Here is a 21,487-nt window from a genome sequence, read left to right on the forward strand (position 1 = left end):
GGAGCCATGGATCAGCAGATTCTGGCGGTCGATGTGAAGGGCGAGTTGGTGGGTGACAGCAAGGTCGCGATCGAGCGAGCTGCCGGTAACTGGATTGGCAAAAGCTATTTCGCCACTGACCTGTCGGAGATCAAGGACAGTCTGGAGCGGCGGCCCTGGGTTGAGTCCGCGGCGGTGCGTCGGGTCTGGCCGGATCGGCTGGCCATCGACATTCGCGAAAAGAAGCCGTTGGCCTATTGGACCGACGGCCGGCTGGTCAGCCGCACCGGCGAGCTGTTTCTGCCGCCCAACCCGGAAGTGGCAGGCCGTCTGCCTAAGCTGGCAGGGCCCGATGAGCGGGTTCGGGATGTTATTCGCATGGCCCAGACCATGAGCGAAGATCTGGTCGGCCACGGCCTCAACTTCGCAGGCCTGTCGCTGGAACAGCGCGGCGCCTGGACCTGCAACTGGCCAACGGCATAGAAGTGGTGCTGGGACGGGATCAGGTCGAGCAGAGATTCGAACGGTTTATCACAGTTTATGAAACCCGACTGGCGTCACGGTCGGACGAAGTCAGTCGGGTCGATGCCCGCTACACCAACGGTGTGGCAGTGCAATGGAAGGAGGCGCAAGCCACTTCCAGCCCGAAATCATAGCAACGGTTAATTCAGACCACGGTTTGGTGAGATACATGTCATCGGTTGAAACGGAAAACATGATTGTCGGCCTCGATATCGGAACATCCAAGGTGGTTGCGATTGTCGGCAAGCGCAAGATGGACGGCACCATTGAGGTGGTGGGCATTGGTTCCCACCCTTCACGGGGGCTAAAGCGTGGGGTGGTGGTCAACATCGAAACCACCGTCCAGGCCATCCAGCGTGCGGTGGAAGAGGCTGAGCTCATGGCGGGGTGCCGTATTCACTCGGTGTATGCCGGCATTGCCGGTAGTCACATCAAGAGCCTGAACTCCCATGGCATCGTCGCAATTCGCGATCGTGAAGTGACCCAGGCTGATATTGATCGGGTCATCGATGCCGCCCAAGCGGTGGCCATCCCGGCGGACCAGAAAATCCTGCATATCCTGCCGCAGGAATTCGTGATCGACAGCCAGGAAGGCATCAAGGAGCCGATGGGCATGTCCGGTGTCCGGCTTGAAGCCAAGGTGCACCTGGTGACCTGTGCCGTTAACGCGGCTCAGAACATCGAAAAGTGCGTGAAGCGCTGCGGCCTCGAGGTGGATGACATCATCCTGGAGCAACTGGCTTCCAGCCACGCCATTCTGACCGAGGATGAAAAAGAACTCGGTGTTTGCGTGGTTGACATTGGCGGCGGCACCACCGATATCGCGGTGTTCACCGGTGGTGCCATTCGGCACACCGCGGTCATCCCGATTGCCGGTGACCAGGTCACTAACGACATTGCCATGCACTGCGGACACCCACGCAGAACGCCGAGGAAATCAAGATCAAGTATGCCTGTGCGCTGACACAGCTGGCGGGTGCCGATGAGACCATCAAGGTTCCGAGCGTTGGCGATCGTGCGCCCAGAGACCTGTCCCGTCAGGCCCTGGCGGAAGTGGTCGAGCCGCGCTACGAGGAGCTGTTCACGCTGGTCCAGTCCGAACTGCGCCGGTCGGGGTTCGAAGACATGATCCCGGCAGGCATCGTTATCACGGGCGGTTCCTCCACCATGGAAGGTGTGGTGGAACTGGCCGAGGAAATCTTCCACATGCCGGTAAGGCTGGCCTGTCCGCAGGCAGTCTCGGGTATGACGGAAGTGGTCAACAATCCGATATACGCCACCGGCGTCGGGTTGCTGATCCATGGCTTCCGCCAGATGGATCTGGGGCGGGCGCCGGTGCTCAAGGGTGAAGATGCACCCTCGCTGTTTGAGCGCATGAAAGCCTGGTTTACGGGGCAATTCTGACCGCCAGGAATGCAGAAAACGAAGGTATCTCGAATAAACATTCTCGAATAAACAGCCTGGAAAGGCTGAACTAACAGCACGAAGGAGTAGGGGAAATGTTTGAACTCGTCGATAATGTCCAGCAAAACGCTGTCATTAAAGTCGTCGGTGTAGGCGGAGGCGGCGGTAACGCCGTGCGTCACATGCTTAACAGCGACATCGAAGGTGTGGAGTTTATCTGCGCCAACACAGATGCACAGGCACTGACCGACATGGATGCGCGCCAGATCATCCAGCTTGGTGGCAACATCACCAAGGGCCTGGGTGCCGGCGCGAATCCGGAAGTAGGGCGCCAGTCTGCCCTGGAAGATCGCGACCGCATTGCTGAATCCCTGCAAGGCGCGGACATGGTCTTCATCACCGCAGGTATGGGTGGAGGTACCGGTACCGGTGCAGCCCCGGTTGTGGCCGAAGTGGCTCGCGAGCTGGGTATCCTGACCGTGGCAGTGGTTACCAAGCCATTTACCTTTGAAGGTGGCAAGCGCATGAGCGTCGCCGAAGCCGGCCTGAAGGAGCTGGAAGAGTGTGTCGACTCGCTGATTACCATTCCGAATGAAAAACTGCTGGCGGTCATGGGCAAGAAGACCAGCCTGCTGGACGCCTTTGCCTCGGCCAACGATGTGCTGTTGGGCGCGGTTCAGGGTATCGCCGATCTGATTACCCGCAACGGCATGATCAACGTCGACTTTGCCGACGTGAAGACGGTGATGTCGGAGATGGGCATGGCGATGATGGGTACTGCCCGCGCCACCGGCGAAAACCGGGCCCGCGAAGCTGCCGAAGCCGCTGTACGCAGCCCGCTGCTGGAAGACATCAACTTGCAGGGCGCGAAGGGTATTCTGGTCAACATCACCGCAGGCATGGATCTCAACCTGGGCGAATTCTCCGAGGTTGGTGACATTGTGCGTGAGTTTGCCTCGGATTCCGCCACCGTGGTTGTGGGTACCGTGATCGATCCGGAAATGACCGACGAACTAAAGGTCACCGTAGTAGCTACAGGCCTCGGTGGTGACCGGGAAAAGCCCACCAAGGTGGTGGACAACTCCCGCACACTCGATGGAACAACCGATTACAACCAGTTGGATCGTCCGGCGGTTCTGCGTCGTCGCGCTGTGTCTCACGGCAACGTTGCGATTGACCAGAGCAAGGAAAGTGAAGAGCAGGGTGTCGACTATCTCGATATTCCCGCATTCCTGAGACGTCAGGCTGATTGATAATCTGTTGCAAGTGTGATCCGGTTTAAGCTGTTGCCGGTCCAGGTTTGAAAACTGGAGCAGCAAAAGGGAACCATTAATCCGGATAAACGTGCGCTGATTACCAAGCGTTGGCTTATTGTAAATTTGACGCAAAGCCGCGTTGGTTAAATGGTACTCAGTCTTACTTTCTGATATTCTCCGGGCAGATTTTTGCTCAGAATATCGACATTTTGTGACGGAATAATGAACCGATGATCAGACAACGGACACTTAAAAACACTATCCGTGCTACCGGTGTAGGGCTGCACTCCGGGGAAAAGGTTTACCTTACCCTGAAGCCCGCCCCGGTAGACTCAGGCATTATCTTCCGGAGGACCGATCTGGACCCGATGGTCGAGATTCGTGCCTGCGCGGAAAATGTGGGTGAGACCATGCTGTCTACGACGCTGGTAAAAGACGGTGTTCGTGTGGCGACAGTAGAGCACTTGCTGTCGGCAATGGCTGGTCTCGGTATCGATAACTGCTTCGTGGAACTCAGCGCTGCTGAGGTGCCGATCATGGATGGCTCCGCTGGACCGTTCGTGTTCCTGCTTCAGTCTGCCGGCATTGCCGAGCAGGAAGCGGCCAAACGTTTCATCCGCATCAAGCGGGAAGTGACTCTTGAAGAAGGCGACAAGAAGGCTACCTTCCTGCCGTTTGAAGGTTTCAAGGTCAGCTTCGGTATCGACTTTGACCACCCGGTGTTCAAGGGTCGTGCCCAGACCGCAACCGTCGACTTCTCCAGCACCTCGTTTGTGAAAGAGGTGAGCCGCGCTCGGACCTTTGGTTTCATGCGCGACATTGAGAAGCTGCGGGCGATGAACCTGGCCCTCGGTGGCAGTGTGGACAACGCCATTGTGGTTGACGATTACAAAATTCTTAACGAAGACGGTCTTCGTTACGATGACGAGTTCGTTAAGCACAAGGTGCTGGACGCCATCGGCGATCTGTACCTGCTGGGCAATAGCCTGATTGGTGAGTTCCGGGGCATTAAATCCGGTCACGATCTGAATAATAAGCTACTGCGCAAGCTCAGGCTGAAGAGGATGCTTGGGAAGTGGTTACTTTCGATGACGAAGCGACCGCGCCCATCTCCTACATGAAGCCTGTGCTGGCGGCTCCGGCTTAAGGCAGGACGCCTAATCCCGGACGTGGCTTGCGAGTTTTTCGAGAACCTCGCGTAGTTTTTTATCCTTCGTGTGCCCGGCTTCCTCTTTGAGGAGCCGGGCATTTTCTTTGCTCAGGGGTGCTTTTACGAACCTGGGTGCGTCCTGGAATCTTGGCGGGACAACCTTGACCTTGAGCTTCCAGACGAACTTGAACAACTCGTTCTCCCGCACTTTCTCCATGATCTCGTGCTGGCGGAAGCGAATCTGGCTGGCTTTACCGGCATTCCCTGCGGACAGAACCAGCTCACCTTCCTGACAGCTGACAAAGCGTGTGCCCTCGGCAAGCGAGCCGGGTAGCGCGGACAGCACCTGTTCTTCGGCCTGGCGATGGAGCTCCGCCTTGGTCATGAGCTCTTTCAGGACCGGGGTGCCACCGAGCTTGTCAAAGCTTGCTTTCTGTTCGCTTTTTCGCTTCATGGGCGGGTTTTCACTCGACGAATTTGTTTACGATTGGTTACACTTCGGCACGGTTTATGCGTAGTGCCAGTACTAGACTCGTTTTACATTGTCGAGACGAAGTATGTCTACCGGGCACTACGACTTTTCAGTACGTAGTTGTTGTCATGGATGGCAAGCCCATATGGAAATTTCCGAGGCGCAACACTACAGGACACAGGTTGCGACTCAAGATGAAATCAGAAAATGATATGAACATTATCCTTGTTGGCAGACATCACGGGCAATCCCGCGTGGTGGCACTGAACGCGCCGGTGGCCGTGGGCCTGCTCTGCCTGTTACTGGCGGTGCTTGGTATGGCGGGCTGGGCAGGTTTTCAGGTTGCGGTCAGCAAGGCTGAGGCCGCGAAACCGACTCCGTCGGCCCTGGTGGCTCATTGGCAGGCGCGGCTGGACGAACAGAAGTCAGAATTGTCGGTGGTACAGCAGGAAGTTCAGCAGCAGATTGATGCGCTGACCCTTCGCCTGGGCCAGATACAGGGCCGCTTACTCCGGCTGGATGCGTTAGGGCAGCGGTTTGTCGAATCCGGACTGGTTGCCAGTGAAGAGTTCAATTTTGACGAGCCAGCCGCCGTTGGCGGTCCGGAAGACATCGGTGAGCGGGAGTCGTTCAGCGCACCGGCACTGACCCGGATGATTGAGCGCCTGGAAGAGCAGCTGGACGACAGAGAGCAGCAGTTGCGGCTACTCGATAAGCTGGCATCGCGGCAGAAGCTCGAAGATGAAATGTTTGTTGAGGGCCGGCCGATCACCTGGGGTTGGCTCTCCTCCAAGTACGGTTATCGCTCGGACCCCTTTAATGGCAAGCGCACCTGGCACGACGGCGTGGACTTGGCTGGCAAGGAAGGCAGTGACATTATCTCGGTCGCCGGAGGTGTCGTAACCTGGGCCGGCGAGCGCTACGGTTACGGCAACCTGGTGGAGATCGACCACGGTGATGGCCTGGTCACCCGGTACGGCCACTGCAAGACAATCGAAGTCAACGTCGGTGATGTCGTGCAGAAAGGGCAGGTCGTGGCCTGATGGGCAGCACTGGCCGGTCTACCGGGCCGCACGTGCACTTTGAAGTGTTGCATAACGGCCGTTCCAAGGATCCGGTGAAGTACATCGCCCGATCCAGCAACTGAAGTTTCTTTCCGCTCCACGTGAGGGTTCCTTCCCTCACGTCCTGCTGTCCCGGCGTCCTCAGCGTCGCCTTGACCGGCAGTTGGAACATCAACAAGTTATCCCAATCTGTCCGGCCGTGAGCGCTACCTTTTTTCCTGTCGCGAAATAAGGTTAGAATGCCGGCTTCCTCCGATTAATCAAAGAAGCAGTGGTCTATGTTCACAAAGCTTGCAACCAAGATGTTCGGCAGTAAAAATGCCAGAGAAATCAAGCGTATGCGTAAATCAGTAATACGCATTAACGAACTTGAGGAACAGTTTGGCAATTTTTCCGACTCCGAACTTCAAGGCAAGACTGCTGAGTTCAGACGTCGAATTGAAGAAGGCGAGGCCCTGGACGCCTTGCTGCCGGAAGTATTCGCCACGGTTCGCGAGGCCAGCCGCCGGGTTATGGGCATGCGTCATTACGATGTCCAGCTGATTGGTGGTATCACCCTGCACGAAGGCCACATTGCGGAGATGAAGACCGGTGAAGGTAAGACCCTGGTGGCAACCGCGTCGGTGTACCTGAATGCTCTGCCGGGTAAAGGGGTTCACGTGGTAACCGTGAACGATTACCTGGCACGCCGTGATGCCGAGTGGATGGGCAAGCTGTACCGGTTCCTTGGACTGCAGGTCGGCGTTGTTGCCTCAGGTCAGCCGCAGGAAGAGAAGCGCGCTGCCTACCAGGCCGACATCACCTACGGCACCAACAACGAATTTGGGTTCGATTACCTGCGCGACAACATGGCGTTCAGCACCGAGGACAAGGTGCAGCGTGGCCTGAATTACGCCATCGTGGATGAGGTTGACTCGATCCTGATCGACGAGGCGCGGACCCCGCTAATCATTTCTGGCGCCGCAGAGGATAGCTCCAAACTCTACAAGGCGGTCAACGAGCTGATCCCGAATCTGGAGCAGGGCGAAGTGCCGGAAGAAGGCGAACCTACCGGCGATTTCACCATCGATGAAAAGTCCCGTCAGGTTGAGTTGACCGAATCCGGTCACGAGCGCGTCGAAGAACTGCTGTTGGATAAGGAGCTGTTGGCCGAGGGCGAGAGTTTGTATTCGGCCTCAAACCTGAGCTTGCTGCACCACGTTCATTCGGCACTGCGTGCCCATCACCTGTTCCAGAAAGACGTCGACTACATCGTCCAGGGTGGCCAGGTGGTCATCGTTGACGAACACACCGGCCGTACCATGCCGGGTCGTCGCTGGAGCGAGGGCCTGCACCAGGCTGTTGAGGCGAAGGAAGGCGTGAACATCCAGGCTGAGAGCCAGACCCTGGCTTCCACCACCTTCCAGAATTACTTCCGTCTCTACGACAAGCTCGCGGGGATGACCGGTACCGCTGACACCGAAGCGTTTGAATTCCGTCAGATCTATGGCCTGGATGTGGTGGTGATTCCGCCCAACAAGCCGATCCAGCGTATCGATTACAACGACCTGATCTACCTGACCCAGGAAGAGAAATTCCACGCCATCATCGATGAGATCAAGGATGTCACCACCGAGGGCCGTCCGATCCTGGTGGGTACTGCGTCCATTGAGGCGTCCGAGCTGTTGTCGATGCTACTGAAAAAGGCGCGCATTGATCACAAGATCCTGAACGCCAAGCAGCACGATTCCGAGGCCCTGATTATTGCCCAGGCCGGTCGCCCCGGTGCGGTCACCATTGCCACCAACATGGCCGGTCGTGGTACCGACATCGTACTGGGTGGTAACTGGGAGTTTGAAGTCGCGGACATGGAGAACCCGTCCGAGGAAGACATTGCCAAGATCAAGGCCGAGTGGACCGAGCGCCACAACCATGTGCTGGATGCCGGTGGCCTGCACATCATCGGTACCGAGCGGCATGAATCCCGCCGTATCGACAACCAGCTACGTGGTCGTGCCGGTCGTCAGGGCGATCCGGGTTCCTCCCGCTTCTTCCTGTCGCTGGAAGACAATCTCATGCGGATCTTCGCGCCGGATCGGGTCAAGAGCCTGATGCAGGCCATGGGCATGAAGAAGGGCGAAGCCATTGAGCACCGCATGGTGACCAATGCCATTGAGAAGTCCCAGCGCAAGGTTGAAGGCCGCAACTTCGACATGCGTAAGACGCTGCTGGAATACGACGATGTCGCCAACGACCAGCGTACGGTGATCTACGAGCAGCGCAATGAAGTGATGTCTTCGGAAGACATTTCTGACATGGTCGATACCATCCGTGCCGACGTGGTCGACACCATGGTCAGCGAGTACATCCCGCCCCAGAGCATGCCGGAGCAGTGGGATGTGGCCGGGCTGGAATCCCAGCTGCAGTCAGAAATGTCCATCGAGCTGCCGGTGCAGAAGTGGCTGGACGAAGACAGCAACCTGCACGAAGAGAATCTGCGCCAGAAGATCCTCGACGAAATCGTCACCGCGTATAAGGGCAAGGAAGAAATTGCCGGCGCCGAGGCCATGCGCAAGTTCGAAAAGCAGGTTTTCCTGCAGGTGTTGGACACCTTGTGGAAAGAGCACCTGTCGAACATGGATCACCTGCGCCGTGGTATCCACCTGCGTGGTTATGCCCAGAAGAACCCGAAGCAGGAATACAAGCGCGAGGCGTTTAATCTGTTCGAGGACATGCTCGAAACCATGAAGCGTGATGTTACCCGGGTGCTTTGCCACGTCCGGGTGCAGAGCCGGGAAGAGATGGAAGAAGTCGAGCGCCGTCGCAAGCAGGAGCTGGAGCAGGAACTGGCCCGTGCCCGTCTGCGTCACGACGAGACCAGCGCCACCGCTGAGAGCTCTGCTGAAGGCGCCGGTCAAGGTGAGCAGCAGGCTGGCGCCGCGCCGGAGACCTTTGTCCGCCAGGAACGCAAGGTGGGGCGCAACGAACCCTGTCCGTGCGGATCCGGCAAGAAGTACAAGCAATGCATGGTAAGGTCAGTTAATCGTTGAGACTGAACCAAGGTTCAAGACCCGCAACCTGAGATCCTCAGGCTGCGGGTTTTTACGTTATGAATTGCCTGTTTCAGGCATTGTCAGAGGAGATGCAGGATGGCAGTAGGTCCCGGAACCTTGCCCGAATTTTTCCCGGTGGCCGGCGTCAAGCTGGGCATTGCCAGCGCCGGTATCAAGAAGCCCGGCCGAAAGGACATTGTGGTGTTCGAACTGGCGCCGCAAAGCCGGGTCGCCGGTATCTTTACCCGTAACCAGTTCTGCGCGGCACCGGTCACCCTGAGCCGACAGCATCTTGCTGCAAAGGCACCGCGCTACCTGCTGATCAATACCGGCAATGCCAACGCCGGCACCGGTGAGCGCGGCATGACCGATGCCGTGGCGTGCTGTACCGCGCTGGCGGACCAGGCCGGAGTCAGCGCCACAGAGGTGCTGCCATTCTCCACCGGCGTGATTGGGGAGCTGTTGCCGGTGGCGAAGATTGTCGATGCTTTGCCGGCCGCTCTTGCCAGCACCGATGAAAACCGCTGGGCCGAAGCAGCCAGCGGGATCATGACCACCGACACCCGGCCCAAGGGAGCATCCTGCCAGCTGGATCTCGGTGGCCACACCGTGACCATTTCCGGCATCAGCAAGGGTGCGGGTATGATTCGCCCGAACATGGCTACCATGCTGGGGTTCATCGCCACCGACGCCCGCATCGAGCCGCAACTGCTGCAGACCCTCGCCTACGAGCTGGGCGAGAAATCGTTCAACCGCATTACCATCGATGGTGATACCTCCACTAACGATTGCTGCATGTTGATGGCCAGCGGTCAGTATAGCGGGCCCGAGATCACTGCGGACAGCCCCGAGCTACCCAAGCTGCGCGAAGCCCTGCGTCAGGTTTACCTGGACCTGGCACACGCCATCGTGCGTGACGGCGAGGGCGCCACCAAATTCGTCACCATTGACGTCAGCGGCGCTGCGACGCAGCAGGAGGCTCTGGATGTGGCTTACACCGTGGCGCACTCACCCCTGGTGAAAACCGCCCTGTTTGCTTCCGATCCCAACTGGGGCCGGATTCTGGCTGCGGTGGGCCGTGCCGGCGTGCCTGATCTGGATCTCAATGCCCTGGAGATTTTCCTGGGCGAGGTTTGCCTGGTTCGCAACGGTGGTCGCGCCGACGACTACTCAGAAGTGCGTGGCCAGGCCGTCATGGATCGTGAGGACATTACCATCGCCATCGATCTCAAGCGTGGCACGGTGAATGAAACCGTCTGGACTTGCGACTTTTCCCACGACTACGTGACCATTAACGCTGAGTACCGGACCTGAGCATGACCGACGTAGCAGCACCGATCCGTGAGATTCACGTCGCCGTCGCGGTAATTATCCGTGATGGTCGGGTGCTGATTGCCCGGCGTCCGGACCACGCCCACCAGGGAGGGCTGCTGGAGTTTCCTGGTGGTAAGGTCGAGCCGGGCGAAACGGTCCAGCAGGCACTGGTGCGCGAGATTGCCGAGGAAACCGCTCTGGCAGTGCCGGAGGTGTCGCTTGAGCCGGTTATCGGCATCCGCCATGACTACGGTGACAAGCGGGTGTTTCTGGACGTCTGGTGCACCACAGAGGCCGCGGGTGAGGCTGTAGGCTGTGAAGGTCAGCCTATCGCCTGGCTGGCGCCGGAAGAGCTTCAGGATGATCAGTTCCCGGCCGCCAATCGCCCCATCATCCGGGCCCTGCGCTTGCCCTCGTCGTTGGCAATAACCGGCACCATGACCACTGTGGACGGTGGCGTGGCGAGCCTGCAGGCGGCGCTTGAGGATCGAAAGCAGTCGTTGCAAAAGCAGACATTAATAGTGCTTCGGGCTCCGGAGCTGGCGTCAGACGCCTACCGGGCGGTAGCTCAGCAGGCACTGTCGGTCTGCCGGAGTGCCGGCACCGGTTTGATCGTCCACGGGGCGCCGGAAAGGTTTGCCGACACGTCGGGTGCTGCGGGGCTGCACTTGCCGTGGCGCGAGGCCGCAAACCTTGTGTCCCGGCCGGTGCCGCCGGAGGTCTGGCTCGGTGTGTCCTGTCACAGCGCCGATCAGCTTGCTCATGCGGTCGAGATCGGGGCGGACTACGCCACCCTTGGGCCAGTGCGGGCGACGGCTACCCACCCTGGAGCAGAGGGCATCGGCTGGGACGCCTTCCGAGAGCTGACCGCCATCGCAAACATTCCGGTGTTCGGACTGGGCGGCCTGAGCCTGAAGACATTGATCGTGCCCGCAACGAGGGTGGTCAGGGCATTGCGGGTATCAGGTTCTGGTGGCCGCAAGGCTAATCGTTATCCGGGGCTGTGGCGCTCATCTCTGGTATGCTTTTAATCCTGCCAATCGAAACCCTCATTCAAGACAGTTCTGGAGACACCGTGAGCAAGCTGACGCACCTTGATGATAATGGCGAAGCGCATGGTCGATGTCACTGACAAGGCCGTAACCGAGCGCGAAGCCCGGGCCGAGGCCACCATTAGCATGGCCCCGGAAACCCTGAACATGATTATTGCCGGTGATCATCCGAAAGGGGATGTGCTGGCGGTAGCTCGCATTGCCGGCATCATGGCCGCGAAGAAGACCCATGAGCTGATTCCGCTTTGCCACTCGCTCAATCTGACCTCGGTTAAGGTTGAGCTGGCGCCGGGCGAAGACGGTGCCTCGGTACATATACAGACCCGATGCAAGCTCTCGGGGCAGACGGGTGTCGAAATGGAAGCGCTGACTGCAGCCAGTGTTGCGGCTCTCACCCTTTACGATATGTGCAAGGCGGTAGACCGCGGGATGGAAATTGGTGCCGTGCGCCTGCTCGAAAAGAAGGGCGGTCGCAGTGGCCATTGGGTATCACCGACGCCCTGAGAGTTAATCCGTGCCGGGTGTTTGCTCGTAGATCCCTGATAATCCAGAGGCCCAGGAGAGGAGCCATGTCGGGACTACGCCAAGCCAATGACCGCGTGCTAGAATGCGCGGCCCGATTGATTGAACCACGAGGAACGACTGTGGCTGTTCGTTACATCCAGACCTGCCGTTTGCCGACTCCATTCGGTGTTTTTGACATGCACGGCTTTGAGGAACCGGACACGGGTAAAGAGCACGTGGCCCTGACCCTGGGTGAACTGGACAGGAACGAGCCCATGCTGGCCCGTACTCACTCGGAGTGTCTCACCGGCGACGCGCTCTACAGCATGCGCTGTGACTGCGGCTACCAACTGGAAGAAGCCTTGCGCAGTATTGCCCGGGAAGGCCGGGGCATTCTCATGTACCTGCGTCAGGAAGGCCGTGGCATTGGCCTGCTGAACAAGATCCGCGCCTATAACCTGCAGGATCAGGGTGCCGATACGGTCGAGGCCAATGAGCAGCTGGGTTTCGCCGCCGACCTTCGGGATTACAGTATGTGTAAGGACATGCTGGAGCATTTGGGCATCAAGAGCCTGAGGCTGATGACCAACAACCCGAGGAAGGTTAAGGCCCTGGAGTCGTACGGCATCGATATCACCGAGCGGGTGCCACTGCATGTGGGCCGGAACCCGCACAACGAGCACTACCTGGACACCAAGCAGAGCAAGCTTGGACACTGGCTGGAAACCCATCAGGATGACGATCTCACCGAGTGAGGTCCGGAAGCTTTGCCAGTTGCATGAAAAAGCCCGCCAAATGGCGGGCTTTTTTGTGGTGGCGGCACCCCCAGTTCAAAACTGTCTACCAGTTCAAGACTGTTGCACCGCCTTCAGGCTCTGACGCTGCAGGCGCTCCATGCGTCCTTCGATGGCGGTGCGGATGCCGTCGGCATCGAGGCCGCAGTCGTGCAACAGCTCACCGTGCTTGCCGTGATCAATAAACGTATCCGGCAGGCCCAGCTGCAGTACCGGCATCTGTACCTCGCGATGGTTCAGGAACTCGGTCACCGCGCTGCCGGCGCCACCGGCAATGGCGTTCTCTTCAAGTGTCACCAGCAACTCGTGTTGCTCCGCCAGGGCGACGATCAGCTCCTCGTCCAACGGCTTCACAAAGCGCATGTCCGCCACCGTCGCACCCAGAGCCTCAGCTGCCTCCAGCGCAGGCGTGAGAAGCGTGCCGAAGTTAAGGATGGCAATGTTGCTGCCGTCACGAACGCGTCGGCCCTTGCCAATGGGCAGTCCGTCCAGAGACGGTTGTATCTCTGCGCCAGGGCCAGTACCACGGGGGTATCGAACAGCAGCCGGGCCGCTGAACATCAGCCGGTTTGCAGCAGCTGGCGGGTTTCATTTTCATCCGACGGTGTCATCACCAGCATATTCGGGATGCAGCGAAGGTAGCTGATATCAAAGGCACCGGCGTGGGTCGGGCCATCCTCGCCCACGAGTCCAGCCCGGTCGATAGCAAACAGCACGTCCAGGTTTTGGATCGCAACGTCGTGGATCAGCTGGTCGTAACCCCGTTGTAGAAAAGTAGAGTAAATCGCCAGGACCGGTTTGGCGCCATCGCAGGCGAGCCCGGCGGCCAGGGTGACCGAATGCTGCTCGGCAATGGCGACATCGAAATAGCGCTCAGGATAGCGTTCGGCAAACGCCAGCAGATCCGAGCCCTCGCACATGGCGGGGGTGATACCAACCACCCGTTCGTCCTGCTCTGCGGTGTCGCACAGCCACTGACCAAAGATATTGGCGTACTTGGGCTTGGCCGGCTTGGGGGTGACCGGTTCGGGTTTGTGGGCCGGCACCGGTTCGATCTTATTGATGGCGTGATAACCAATCGGGTCGGCTTCGGCCGGGGCGAAGCCTTTGCCCTTGGTGGTCACCACGTGCAGGAACTGAGGTCCTTCGAGTTCCCGGATGTTTTCCAGGGTCTCGACCAGCAACGGCAAGTCATGGCCATCGATGGGGCCGATGTAATTGAAACCCAGCTCCTCGAACAGGGTGCCGGGAGCAATCATTCCCTTGAAATGTTCTTCGGTTTTCTTGGCCAGGGCCATCAGGTGCGGCGCGCCCTGAAGCACCTTCTTGCTGCTGTCGCGAACCTGGTTGTAGGTTCGGCTGGCCAGCAGTTTGGCGAAGTAATTGGAGAGTCCGCCGACATTCCGGGAGATCGACATGTCGTTGTCGTTCAGAATCACCAGCATGTCGGAATGGAGATGGCCAGCATGGTTCAGGGCCTCGAAGGCCATGCCTGCGGTCATCGCGCCGTCGCCAATGACGGCAATGCTCTTGCGACCGGTATTCTGCATGCGGGCGGCGATGGCCATGCCCAGGGCCGCACTGATGGAGGTGCTGGAATGCCCCACACCAAAGGTGTCGTACTCGCTCTCGGCGCGCTTCGGGAAGCCGGCCAGGCCGTCCTTGCGACGGATGCTGCCCATCTGTTCACGTCGGCCGGTGAGAATCTTATGGGGGTAGGCCTGGTGACCTACGTCCCAGACCAGCCGGTCTTCCGGAGTGTTGAAGACATAATGCAAAGCCACGGTCAGCTCGAGCACGCCAAGTCCGGCGCCAAAATGGCCCCCGGTCTGGCCCACCGACCACAGCAAAAACGCGCGCAGTTCCCGGGCCAGCTGGGTAAGCTGTTCAGCCGGCAACTCTCGCAGCTGGGCCGGGGCATCGATCCGGTCCAGCAGCGGGGTGTTGGGCCGCTGTGACGGGATTTCCTTGAATGTGTAAGTATCCTGCATCTGCTCGGGTCTTTTCCGGAAATTCGGCAACTGCCTGGCATTATAGGGGAACAGGGCTGCCTGTTTCACACCAATCGGGCCAGTTGTTACGCATTGATTAAAGTCAGTGTGCGCCCTTCGGGGGCAGGGGTTCAATGGGTTCGTGCCACCACGTAATCCGCCATTGCCCGCAACGGGTCTGCCTCGGGGCCAAAGGCCCGGAGACTCTCGAGCGCACCGGAAAGTAACGCAGCCAGATGCTCCCGGGCACCGGCCACGCCCAGCAGGGCCGGATATGTCGGCTTGGCGCGGGCGGCGTCTGAGCCCTGGGGTTTGCCGATCACCTCGGTGGCACCTTCGATATCCAGAAGATCGTCCTGAACCTGGAACGCCAGGCCCAGGGCGCGGGCATAGGCAGTCAGGTTCGTCAAAGCCCCTTCTGACACCGATGGCGCGGTCAAGGCGCCGAGCCGTACGCTGGCCTCAATCAGGCGCCGGTCTTGTGCCGATGCATGGTTTCGAGCTGGCTCAAAGACAGCGTCTTGCCTACTGACTCAAGATCGATGGCCTGGCCACCAACCATGCCCAGACAGCCGCTGGCGCGTGCCAGCTCCTGGATCATCGCCAGCCGTGCCTCGGCACTGCCTTCACTGTTATTGGCCAGCAAACCAAAGGCCAGTGTTTGCAAGGCATCGCCGGCCAGAATGGCGGTCGCCTCGTCAAATGCAATGTGCGTGGTGGGGCGGCCCCGGCGCAACTCGTCATCGTCCATGGCCGGCAGATCGTCGTGAATCAGGGAGTAGGCGTGAATCAGTTCCACCGAACAGGCAGGCGTCAGGCCCTGGTCGCCGGCTTGTCCAACCGCTTTGGCTGCGGCCAGGCACAGCGCCGGGCGGATGCGCTTGCCACCGCCGAGGACGCTGTAGCGCATGGCTTCCTGTAGCCGCTCGGAGGCTGCGCTTCGTTCGATGCATCGATCCAGCTCCGCGTCCACGCGAACTCGACAGGTCTCCAGGAAATCCATGGCCAGTTTGTTCTGATCAGTCATCAGTTGGCATCGTCCGGCTTGAACGGTCGGGTTTCCAGGGTGCCGTCGCTGTTCTGGACCAGCTGTTCCACACGTTGCTCGGCACTCTTCAGGGCTTGTTGGCATTCCCGGGTCAGCTTGACGCCCCGTTCGAATGCGGTCAGCGACTGCTCAAGAGAAAGTTCGCCCTGCTCGAGGTCCCGAACCAGCTTCTCCAGTTCATCAAGGGATTTCTCGAAGTCTGCAATGGATGTGGCGCCTTGTTCAGTGGCCATCAGGGCCCTCCGATCGGGTGTCAGAATTTGGCGGATTATACCAGAGCTTGCGGGCTATCGCTGCCACTGGAAACGGCGATATTCAAGCGCTTGCGCATTGGGACCCCAGCCCTGTTCACTGACTGTGACCTGGCCATGGTGAGACACGCTTACAACGGTGGTGGCACGGGTTCCGTAGCGTCGCCGACAATGAACGGTGATGACAGGAAGCGCTCGGTGTCCAGGCCAACGCCGGTGTCGGGCAGTAGGTTATCCGGTGCCGGCGTGGAGTCCTGGAGCAGGGAAATCAACGCCTGGTGCAATTGGTCAGCGTCGCCACCAGACGAGGCCACCACATCGGCGACATTCTGGCGGAGACGCAGCAACTTCGGCCAAGCGTTTGCAGCAGATGGTTGCTGAGCCCGTAGGCGCCGCGATGCACCCGTCGGCCGGGGTGGGCATCCCGGTTGCTGTAATACCATCCAGATTCCGCATTCAGTTGCACCAGATTGAAACCGGCATACTGTTCGGTTCGGCTCGACAGCGAGCTTGCAAGGGCCGAGGTGGGTTCGGCCAGGGCGCGGATCGGCAGCTCGCCACGGCTGTTCTGGCCGGTTTCGGGGGAGCCCTCGCGGACATTGGTCACGGCACTGACGCGGCCGTTCCCGTCCACCGCAAGCCAGGTTCCGCCAGATTGCAGATCACGGCCGGCCAGGATCTCGGTGCCCTGTTCCGTCGTCCACCAGTCCATGGCCGCCGTCGGCCGGCGGAAAAATTCATCCCGGTTAGCGGCCACTACGAGAGGGAAGTCAGGATGCTGGCCAAGGGTGAAAGCAATCAGGCACATGGCGTTACGCGGCGCTCCGGGAGTTAATGAAGTTGCAAGTTGTGGTGTGTATCATACCAGCCTTATTTTCTTGGGGGTGTGGGCAAGGCGATGGCCCTGTTTTACGTTTTTGCGTCCTACCTTGCGCTGGGTGCTCTGGCTGGAACTTTGGCCGGTCTTTTCGGTATTGGCGGCGGGCTGGTTATTGTCCCGGTACTGATCTTCAGTTTTGGCCTTCAGGGCGTCAGTTCCGAGGTGGCGGCCCACCTCGCAGTTGGCACGTCGCTGGCGACCATCGTGTTCACCTCCCTGAGTTCAATTCGTTCGCACAATCAACGGGGCGCCGTGCGCTGGGAGATATTCCGGCCGATGGCGGTGGGTATTGTGATTGGTGCGGTCTTGGGTGCCTGGTCGGCGTCACTACTCAGCGGGCAGGCGTTGGAGTTGGTTATTGGCGTGTTCGTCATTGCCGTTGCGATCAAAATGCTGATTGGAGCCAATCCGAAACCCGGACGGGATATCCCAGGTCACCCCGGACTGGCCGCTTCCGGCGGAGTCGTTGGTTGGGTCTCTGCCATTTTTGGCATTGGTGGTGGCACCCTGACCGTGCCGTACCTGAGCTGGTGCAATGTGCGGATGCAGCAGGCGGTGGGAACATCGGCGGCCTGCGGATTGCCCATCGCCGTCGCCGGTGCCTTGGGTAACGTGTGGACCGGCTGGGGTCAGCCGAGTCTGCCCGAGTACAGTTTGGGCTTTGTATATTTGCCGGCACTGTTCGGCATCGTCCTGACCAGTGTATTTTTCGCCCGCTTCGGTGCGGCGCTGGCACACCGGCTTGATGGTGCGGTGCTGAAGCGAATCTTCGCCGTGGTCCTGCTGGTTTTGGGACTCCGTTTTCTTCTGAGCTGAGAGGTAGTCGATGCTGCAGCATCCCCAAATAGACCCGGTGGCCATCGCCATTGGGCCGTTTAAGATTCACTGGTACGGCCTGACCTATCTGGTTGGCTTTTTAGCGGGTTGGTGGCTGGGCCGTTTGCGTACTCGCAAGCCCTGGTCGCCGATCAACGAAGAGCAGATGGGCGACCTGCTGTTCTACCTGGCACTGGGCGTGATTTTGGGTGGCCGCTTCGGCTACGTGATCTTTTACAACTTCGACGTCTTTCTGGCGGACCCACTGTGGCTGCTGCGAGTCTGGGAAGGGGGCATGTCCTTCCACGGAGGCCTGCTGGGCGTGATGCTGGCTATGTGGTGGTATGGCCGCAAGGTCGGTGCCGGTTTCTGGAAAATCGCCGATTTTGTGGCTCCTCTGGTACCGGTCGGCCTCGGTGCCGGGCGTATCGGTAACTTCATCAATGGCGAGCTCTGGGGCAAGCGACCGACGTGTCCTGGGGAATGGTGTTTCGCACTGCTCCGGACAGCCTGGCTCGACACCCGTCCCAGCTGTACCAGTTTGCCCTCGAAGGTGTAGCGTTGTTCGTCATCCTCTGGTGGTTCTCCGCGAACCCCCGGCCGAGAATGGCGGTATCCGGCATGTTTCTGATCTTCTATGGGATCTTCCGGTTCCTGGTTGAGTTCGTGCGCGAGCCGGACCCACAGTTGGGTTACCTGGCCTTTGACTGGCTGACCATGGGGCAGGTGTTGTCTACACCGATGATCCTGGCCGGCGCCGTACTCATGTTTATTGCTTATCGGAGAACTGCAGAATGAAAGCCTATCTCGACCTGATGCAGGACGTCGTGGATAACGGATTTAACAAGGGGGACCGAACCGGCGTCGGTACCCGCTCCGTGTTTGGCCGTCAGCTGCGCTTCAATCTGCAGGATGGTTTCCCCTTGGTGACTACCAAGAAGGTTCATCTGCGCAGCATCATTTACGAGCTGCTCTGGTTCCTGAACGGCTCAACCGACAATAACTGGCTGAAAGAGCGCAAGGTCTCGATCTGGAACGAGTGGGCGCTGGAAGACGGCGATCTCGGGCCAATCTATGGCAAACAATGGCGCAGCTGGCAGTGCCCGGACGGCCGGGTAGTGGACCAGATCAGCGAGGTTATCGAGCAGATCAAAACCAAGCCCAACTCCCGCCGCCTGATTGTCTCGGCCTGGAATCCGGCTGAACTGCCGGACGAGTCCATTGGCCCCCAGGATAACGTGCGCGAAGGCCGTATGGCACTGGCACCTTGCCACTGCCTGTTCCAGTTCTATGTGGCCGACGGCAAGCTCTCCTGCCAGCTCTACCAGCGCAGTGCCGACCTGTTCCTCGGGGTGCCGTTCAACATCGCCTCCTACGCCTTGCTGACCCACATGATTGCCCAGCAATGCGATCTGGACGTGGGTGAGTTCGTGCACACCTTCGGCGATTGCCACCTGTACCAGAACCACCTGACCGACGACATCGTATTCGAACAGCTCAAGCGGGAGCCGCGCGGGTTGCCAAAACTGGTCATTAAGCGCAAGCCGGCTTCGATCTTTGAGTACGAGCTGGAAGATTTCGAGTTTGAAGGTTACGAGCCGTACCCGGTGATCAAGGCGCCGATCGCAATTTAAACGGCAGACGGCTGCCTCAAAGTCTGATCGCGAGGCTGGGGCGAGCTTTTCAAAACTGTGCGGAGCCATGGATGGCGGAGCTCAAGCGTCACATGGATGTGCTCGAGCGGGTTTTGAAAAGCTCGGCCCAGCCCTTGCTAACACCAACAAAGAGGACCTGAAATGAGGAAAGCCCTCATCGTAGCCATGTCCCGCAACCGGGTCATCGGCCGAAACAACAATCTTCCCTGGTACCTGCCCGGTGACCTGCGCTACTTCAAGCAGGCAACAATGGGTAAGCCCATCATCATGGGCCGTAAGACCTGGGATTCCATTGGTCGCCCTTTGCAGGGCCGCATGAACGTGGTGATCTCCCGCAACCCGGACTGGGAAGCCCCTGCTGGGACAGTGGCGTCAACGTCATTGCAAGATGCCCTCGTCAAAGCTGAGGCACAGGCAGAACTGGAAGGTGGTGAGGAAGTGATGATCATCGGCGGTGGCCAGATCTATACCGAGGCGCTACCGATGGTGGATCGAATGTACGTTACCCAGGTGCACGCAGAGGTGGAAGGGGACGCATTCTTTCCTGAAGTGAACTGGGATAGGTGGGAAGAAATCGGACGGGAGGATTTCTCCGCGTCCGATAACAACCCTTACGACTACAGCTTCGTAGTCTATCAGCGCCAGGCTTAAGCCTGGCGAGGCGGGCGCTTGCCTGCGGGCTTGCCGCCCTTTCCGGGAGGCTTGCCACGACCGCCGGGGCCGCCGCCAGGACCACCGCGGCCTTTCGGGCCACCCTTCTTGAAGCCGCCTTTCGGGCCGTTCTTGAAGCCACCTGGACGACCACCCTTGCGGTCACGACGGGGCGGAGTGGCGGAGACTACCGGCAGCGCTTCTGGTTGCTCCAGCGGCAGAGAACCCGGCTGAGCGGCTTCCATCCAGCATGCCAGTGCACCAGCCACCATGGCCATATCCATCTCGTTGCGCTCGGCAATCTCATCCAGCAGAGACATCGCCTTGGCCAGCTTCTTGTCTTCGGCAAAGCCTAGCAACTGACTCTCAAACTGCTGCTCGCGCATCTTCTTGAGATCGGTCGGCGAGGGCAGCTCGTAAGCTTCCATCGGCGAGTTGGTGGCGCGCTCCAGAGTCTTCAGCCAGCTGCGCTCGCGCGGAGTGACCAGCAGAATCGCCTTACCGGTACGACCGGCACGACCAGTACGGCCAACCCGATGGATGTACGCTTCGGTATCGTAGGGCACATCGTAGTTGATGACGTGGGTGATTCGGGACACGTCCAGACCACGGGCTGCCACATCGGTGGCGATAATGATGTCTTTCTTGCCGCGCTTGAGATCTTCAACGGTCTGCTCACGCTGGCGCTGGTTCAGGTCGCCACTCAGGGGGGCCACGGCATGGCCCCGCGCTGACAGCTTCTCGGCCAGCATAGTGGTCTCAGCCTTGGTGCGCACGAAGATGATGGCGGCATCGATCGGCTCAACTTCCAGGATGCGGGTCAGGGCATCCAGTTTACGCTCGGCGTAAACCGGCAGAACGAACTGGGAAATGCGCTCGACGGTGCGGGTTTCGCTTTCGATCTTCACTTCCGTGGCGTTGCGTAGGTAAGTCTGGGCAACCTTCTTGATCTGCGGCGGCATGGTGGCCGAGAACAAGGCGCGCTGACAGTTATCCGGCGTTTTGGCGAGGATTGCCTCAACGTCGTCAATGAAACCCATGCGCAGCATTTCGTCGGCTTCGTCCAGAACCAGGGCCTTCAGGCTGTCCAGTTTCAGGGTGCCCTTGCGCAGGTGATCCAGCATCCGGCCGGGAGTGCCGACAATGACCTGGGCGCCGCGACGCAGGCCTTTGATCTGAGGATAAAAGTCCTGGCCACCGTAAATTGGCAGAACGTGGAACTGGCGGAACTTGCTGGCATAGGTAGTAAAAGCTTCAGCCACCTGAATGGCCAGCTCCCGCGTTGGTGCCAGCACCAGAATCTGGGGCTCGGTAACGGACGCGTCGATTCGACTCAGCAGCGGCAGGGCAAAAGCCGCAGTTTTACCGGTACCAGTCTGGGCAACACCCAGTAGATGGTTTCCGGCGAGTAGGGCGGGGATGGACTGCGCCTGAATGGGCGACGGTTTTTCATAGCCAACGGCGGTCACGGCTTCAAGTACGGCCGGGTCCAGACCCAGTTCGGCAAAGGACAATTCTGACATTGATTCACTCGGAATTCGGGAGGTAAGGCATTGCAGGCAATGCATGATGTGACCGCATTATAGCTGCTTTGGCGCTTCTTTAATACGCATATTCCCGTGAACCCTGTAGGTAGTTGCCGGTGCGCCATT

Annotated in this window: 11 protein-coding genes and 9 pseudogenes; 14 read left to right on the forward strand and 6 right to left on the reverse strand. The window is 59.2% G+C overall.

Features of this window, described 5'->3' with window-relative positions; translation table 11 throughout:
- The first annotated feature begins 6 nt into the window (after nt 1-6).
- From AU14_RS08470 to lpxC, 4 genes and pseudogenes are all read left to right on the forward strand, one after another.
- Nucleotides 7-635: pseudogene (locus AU14_RS08470) on the forward strand (cell division protein FtsQ/DivIB).
- 35 nt (nt 636-670) lie between these two features.
- Nucleotides 671-1,905, forward strand: a pseudogene (ftsA, locus tag AU14_RS08475) (cell division protein FtsA).
- A 95-nt stretch (nt 1,906-2,000) separates the two neighbouring features.
- Nucleotides 2,001-3,158, forward strand: a complete 1,158-nt coding sequence (ftsZ, locus tag AU14_RS08480; RefSeq protein WP_041340286.1) for a cell division protein FtsZ — start codon at nt 2,001-2,003, stop codon at nt 3,156-3,158.
- 233 nt (nt 3,159-3,391) lie between these two features.
- A pseudogene (gene lpxC, locus AU14_RS08485) lies at nt 3,392-4,308 on the forward strand (UDP-3-O-acyl-N-acetylglucosamine deacetylase).
- Nucleotides 4,309-4,318: 10 nt separating this feature from the next.
- Here the strand turns inward: lpxC and AU14_RS08490 are convergent.
- Nucleotides 4,319-4,765, reverse strand: a complete 447-nt coding sequence (locus tag AU14_RS08490) for a DciA family protein (RefSeq protein WP_041340289.1) — start codon at nt 4,763-4,765, stop codon at nt 4,319-4,321.
- 212 nt (nt 4,766-4,977) lie between these two features.
- Between AU14_RS08490 and AU14_RS08495 the strand changes: the two are divergent.
- The 6 genes and pseudogenes from AU14_RS08495 to ribA all read left to right on the forward strand — a co-directional run bounded on the left by AU14_RS08495 (nt 4,978) and on the right by ribA (nt 12,504).
- Nucleotides 4,978-5,930, forward strand: a pseudogene (locus AU14_RS08495) (M23 family metallopeptidase).
- 195 nt (nt 5,931-6,125) lie between these two features.
- Complete coding sequence (gene secA / locus AU14_RS08500) at nt 6,126-8,876, forward strand: preprotein translocase subunit SecA (RefSeq protein WP_041340291.1); 2,751 nt, start codon at nt 6,126-6,128, stop codon at nt 8,874-8,876.
- 99 nt (nt 8,877-8,975) lie between these two features.
- Nucleotides 8,976-10,193, forward strand: coding sequence for a bifunctional glutamate N-acetyltransferase/amino-acid acetyltransferase ArgJ (argJ, locus tag AU14_RS08505; RefSeq protein WP_041340293.1), 1,218 nt, complete (start codon nt 8,976-8,978; stop codon nt 10,191-10,193).
- A gap of 2 nt (nt 10,194-10,195) precedes the next feature.
- Complete coding sequence (locus AU14_RS08510; RefSeq protein ID WP_330217975.1) at nt 10,196-11,224, forward strand: Nudix family hydrolase; 1,029 nt, start codon at nt 10,196-10,198, stop codon at nt 11,222-11,224.
- Between the two features lie 44 nt (nt 11,225-11,268).
- Nucleotides 11,269-11,749 (forward strand): annotated as a pseudogene (gene moaC / locus AU14_RS08515) (cyclic pyranopterin monophosphate synthase MoaC).
- 140 nt (nt 11,750-11,889) lie between these two features.
- Nucleotides 11,890-12,504, forward strand: a complete 615-nt coding sequence (gene ribA, locus AU14_RS08520) for a GTP cyclohydrolase II (protein ID WP_041340295.1) — start codon at nt 11,890-11,892, stop codon at nt 12,502-12,504.
- A gap of 93 nt (nt 12,505-12,597) precedes the next feature.
- Here ribA and dxs read toward each other — a convergent pair.
- From dxs to AU14_RS08540, 4 genes and pseudogenes are all read right to left on the reverse strand, one after another.
- Nucleotides 12,598-14,534, reverse strand: a pseudogene (gene dxs, locus AU14_RS08525) (1-deoxy-D-xylulose-5-phosphate synthase).
- Nucleotides 14,535-14,665: 131 nt separating this feature from the next.
- Nucleotides 14,666-15,561: pseudogene (locus AU14_RS08530) on the reverse strand (polyprenyl synthetase family protein).
- Nucleotides 15,561-15,815, reverse strand: a complete 255-nt coding sequence (locus AU14_RS08535; protein WP_041340298.1) for an exodeoxyribonuclease VII small subunit — start codon at nt 15,813-15,815, stop codon at nt 15,561-15,563. The pseudogene AU14_RS08530 and the gene AU14_RS08535 overlap by 1 nt, the downstream one beginning before the upstream one ends.
- A gap of 54 nt (nt 15,816-15,869) precedes the next feature.
- Nucleotides 15,870-16,641 (reverse strand): annotated as a pseudogene (locus AU14_RS08540) (NRDE family protein).
- Nucleotides 16,642-16,731: 90 nt separating this feature from the next.
- On the opposite strand from AU14_RS08540, the gene AU14_RS08545 reads away from it, so the two are divergent.
- From AU14_RS08545 to AU14_RS08560, 4 genes and pseudogenes are all read left to right on the forward strand, one after another.
- A complete protein-coding gene (locus AU14_RS08545; RefSeq protein WP_041340300.1) occupies nt 16,732-17,529 on the forward strand; it encodes a sulfite exporter TauE/SafE family protein in 798 nt (265 codons plus the stop codon).
- 10 nt (nt 17,530-17,539) lie between these two features.
- Nucleotides 17,540-18,327: pseudogene (gene lgt / locus AU14_RS08550) on the forward strand (prolipoprotein diacylglyceryl transferase).
- Nucleotides 18,324-19,163 (forward strand): thymidylate synthase, encoded by an 840-nt coding sequence (locus tag AU14_RS08555; RefSeq protein ID WP_041340302.1) that lies wholly within the window; start codon nt 18,324-18,326, stop codon nt 19,161-19,163. Before lgt ends, AU14_RS08555 begins: the two are co-directional and overlap by 4 nt.
- Before the next feature lie 162 nt (nt 19,164-19,325).
- On the forward strand, nt 19,326-19,835 hold the full coding sequence (locus AU14_RS08560) for a dihydrofolate reductase (RefSeq protein ID WP_041340304.1): 510 nt from the start codon (nt 19,326-19,328) through the stop codon (nt 19,833-19,835).
- On the opposite strand, the gene AU14_RS08565 is transcribed toward AU14_RS08560, so the two are convergent.
- Nucleotides 19,832-21,358, reverse strand: a complete 1,527-nt coding sequence (locus AU14_RS08565; RefSeq protein WP_052472002.1) for a DEAD/DEAH box helicase — start codon at nt 21,356-21,358, stop codon at nt 19,832-19,834. The two genes, AU14_RS08560 and AU14_RS08565, sit on opposite strands and share 4 nt — an antisense overlap.
- Between the last annotated feature and the right edge of the window lie 129 nt (nt 21,359-21,487).

The organism is Marinobacter similis (assembly GCF_000830985.1).
Classification (GTDB): Bacteria; Pseudomonadota; Gammaproteobacteria; order Pseudomonadales; family Oleiphilaceae; genus Marinobacter; species Marinobacter similis.

Excerpts from the sequence above, each read along its gene's own strand:
- ftsZ (WP_041340286.1), top strand. The coding sequence starts at position 2,001 with ATGTTTGAACTCGTCGATAATGTCCAGCAAAACGCTGTCATTAAAGTC.
- AU14_RS08490 (WP_041340289.1), bottom strand. The coding sequence starts at position 4,765 with ATGAAGCGAAAAAGCGAACAGAAAGCAAGCTTTGACAAGCTCGGTGGC.
- secA (WP_041340291.1), top strand. The coding sequence starts at position 6,126 with ATGTTCACAAAGCTTGCAACCAAGATGTTCGGCAGTAAAAATGCCAGA.
- argJ (WP_041340293.1), top strand. The coding sequence starts at position 8,976 with ATGGCAGTAGGTCCCGGAACCTTGCCCGAATTTTTCCCGGTGGCCGGC.
- AU14_RS08510 (WP_330217975.1), top strand. The coding sequence starts at position 10,196 with ATGACCGACGTAGCAGCACCGATCCGTGAGATTCACGTCGCCGTCGCG.
- AU14_RS08535 (WP_041340298.1), bottom strand. The coding sequence starts at position 15,815 with ATGGCCACTGAACAAGGCGCCACATCCATTGCAGACTTCGAGAAATCC.
- AU14_RS08545 (WP_041340300.1), top strand. The coding sequence starts at position 16,732 with ATGGCCCTGTTTTACGTTTTTGCGTCCTACCTTGCGCTGGGTGCTCTG.
- AU14_RS08555 (WP_041340302.1), top strand. The coding sequence starts at position 18,324 with ATGAAAGCCTATCTCGACCTGATGCAGGACGTCGTGGATAACGGATTT.
- AU14_RS08560 (WP_041340304.1), top strand. The coding sequence starts at position 19,326 with ATGAGGAAAGCCCTCATCGTAGCCATGTCCCGCAACCGGGTCATCGGC.
- AU14_RS08565 (WP_052472002.1), bottom strand. The coding sequence starts at position 21,358 with ATGTCAGAATTGTCCTTTGCCGAACTGGGTCTGGACCCGGCCGTACTT.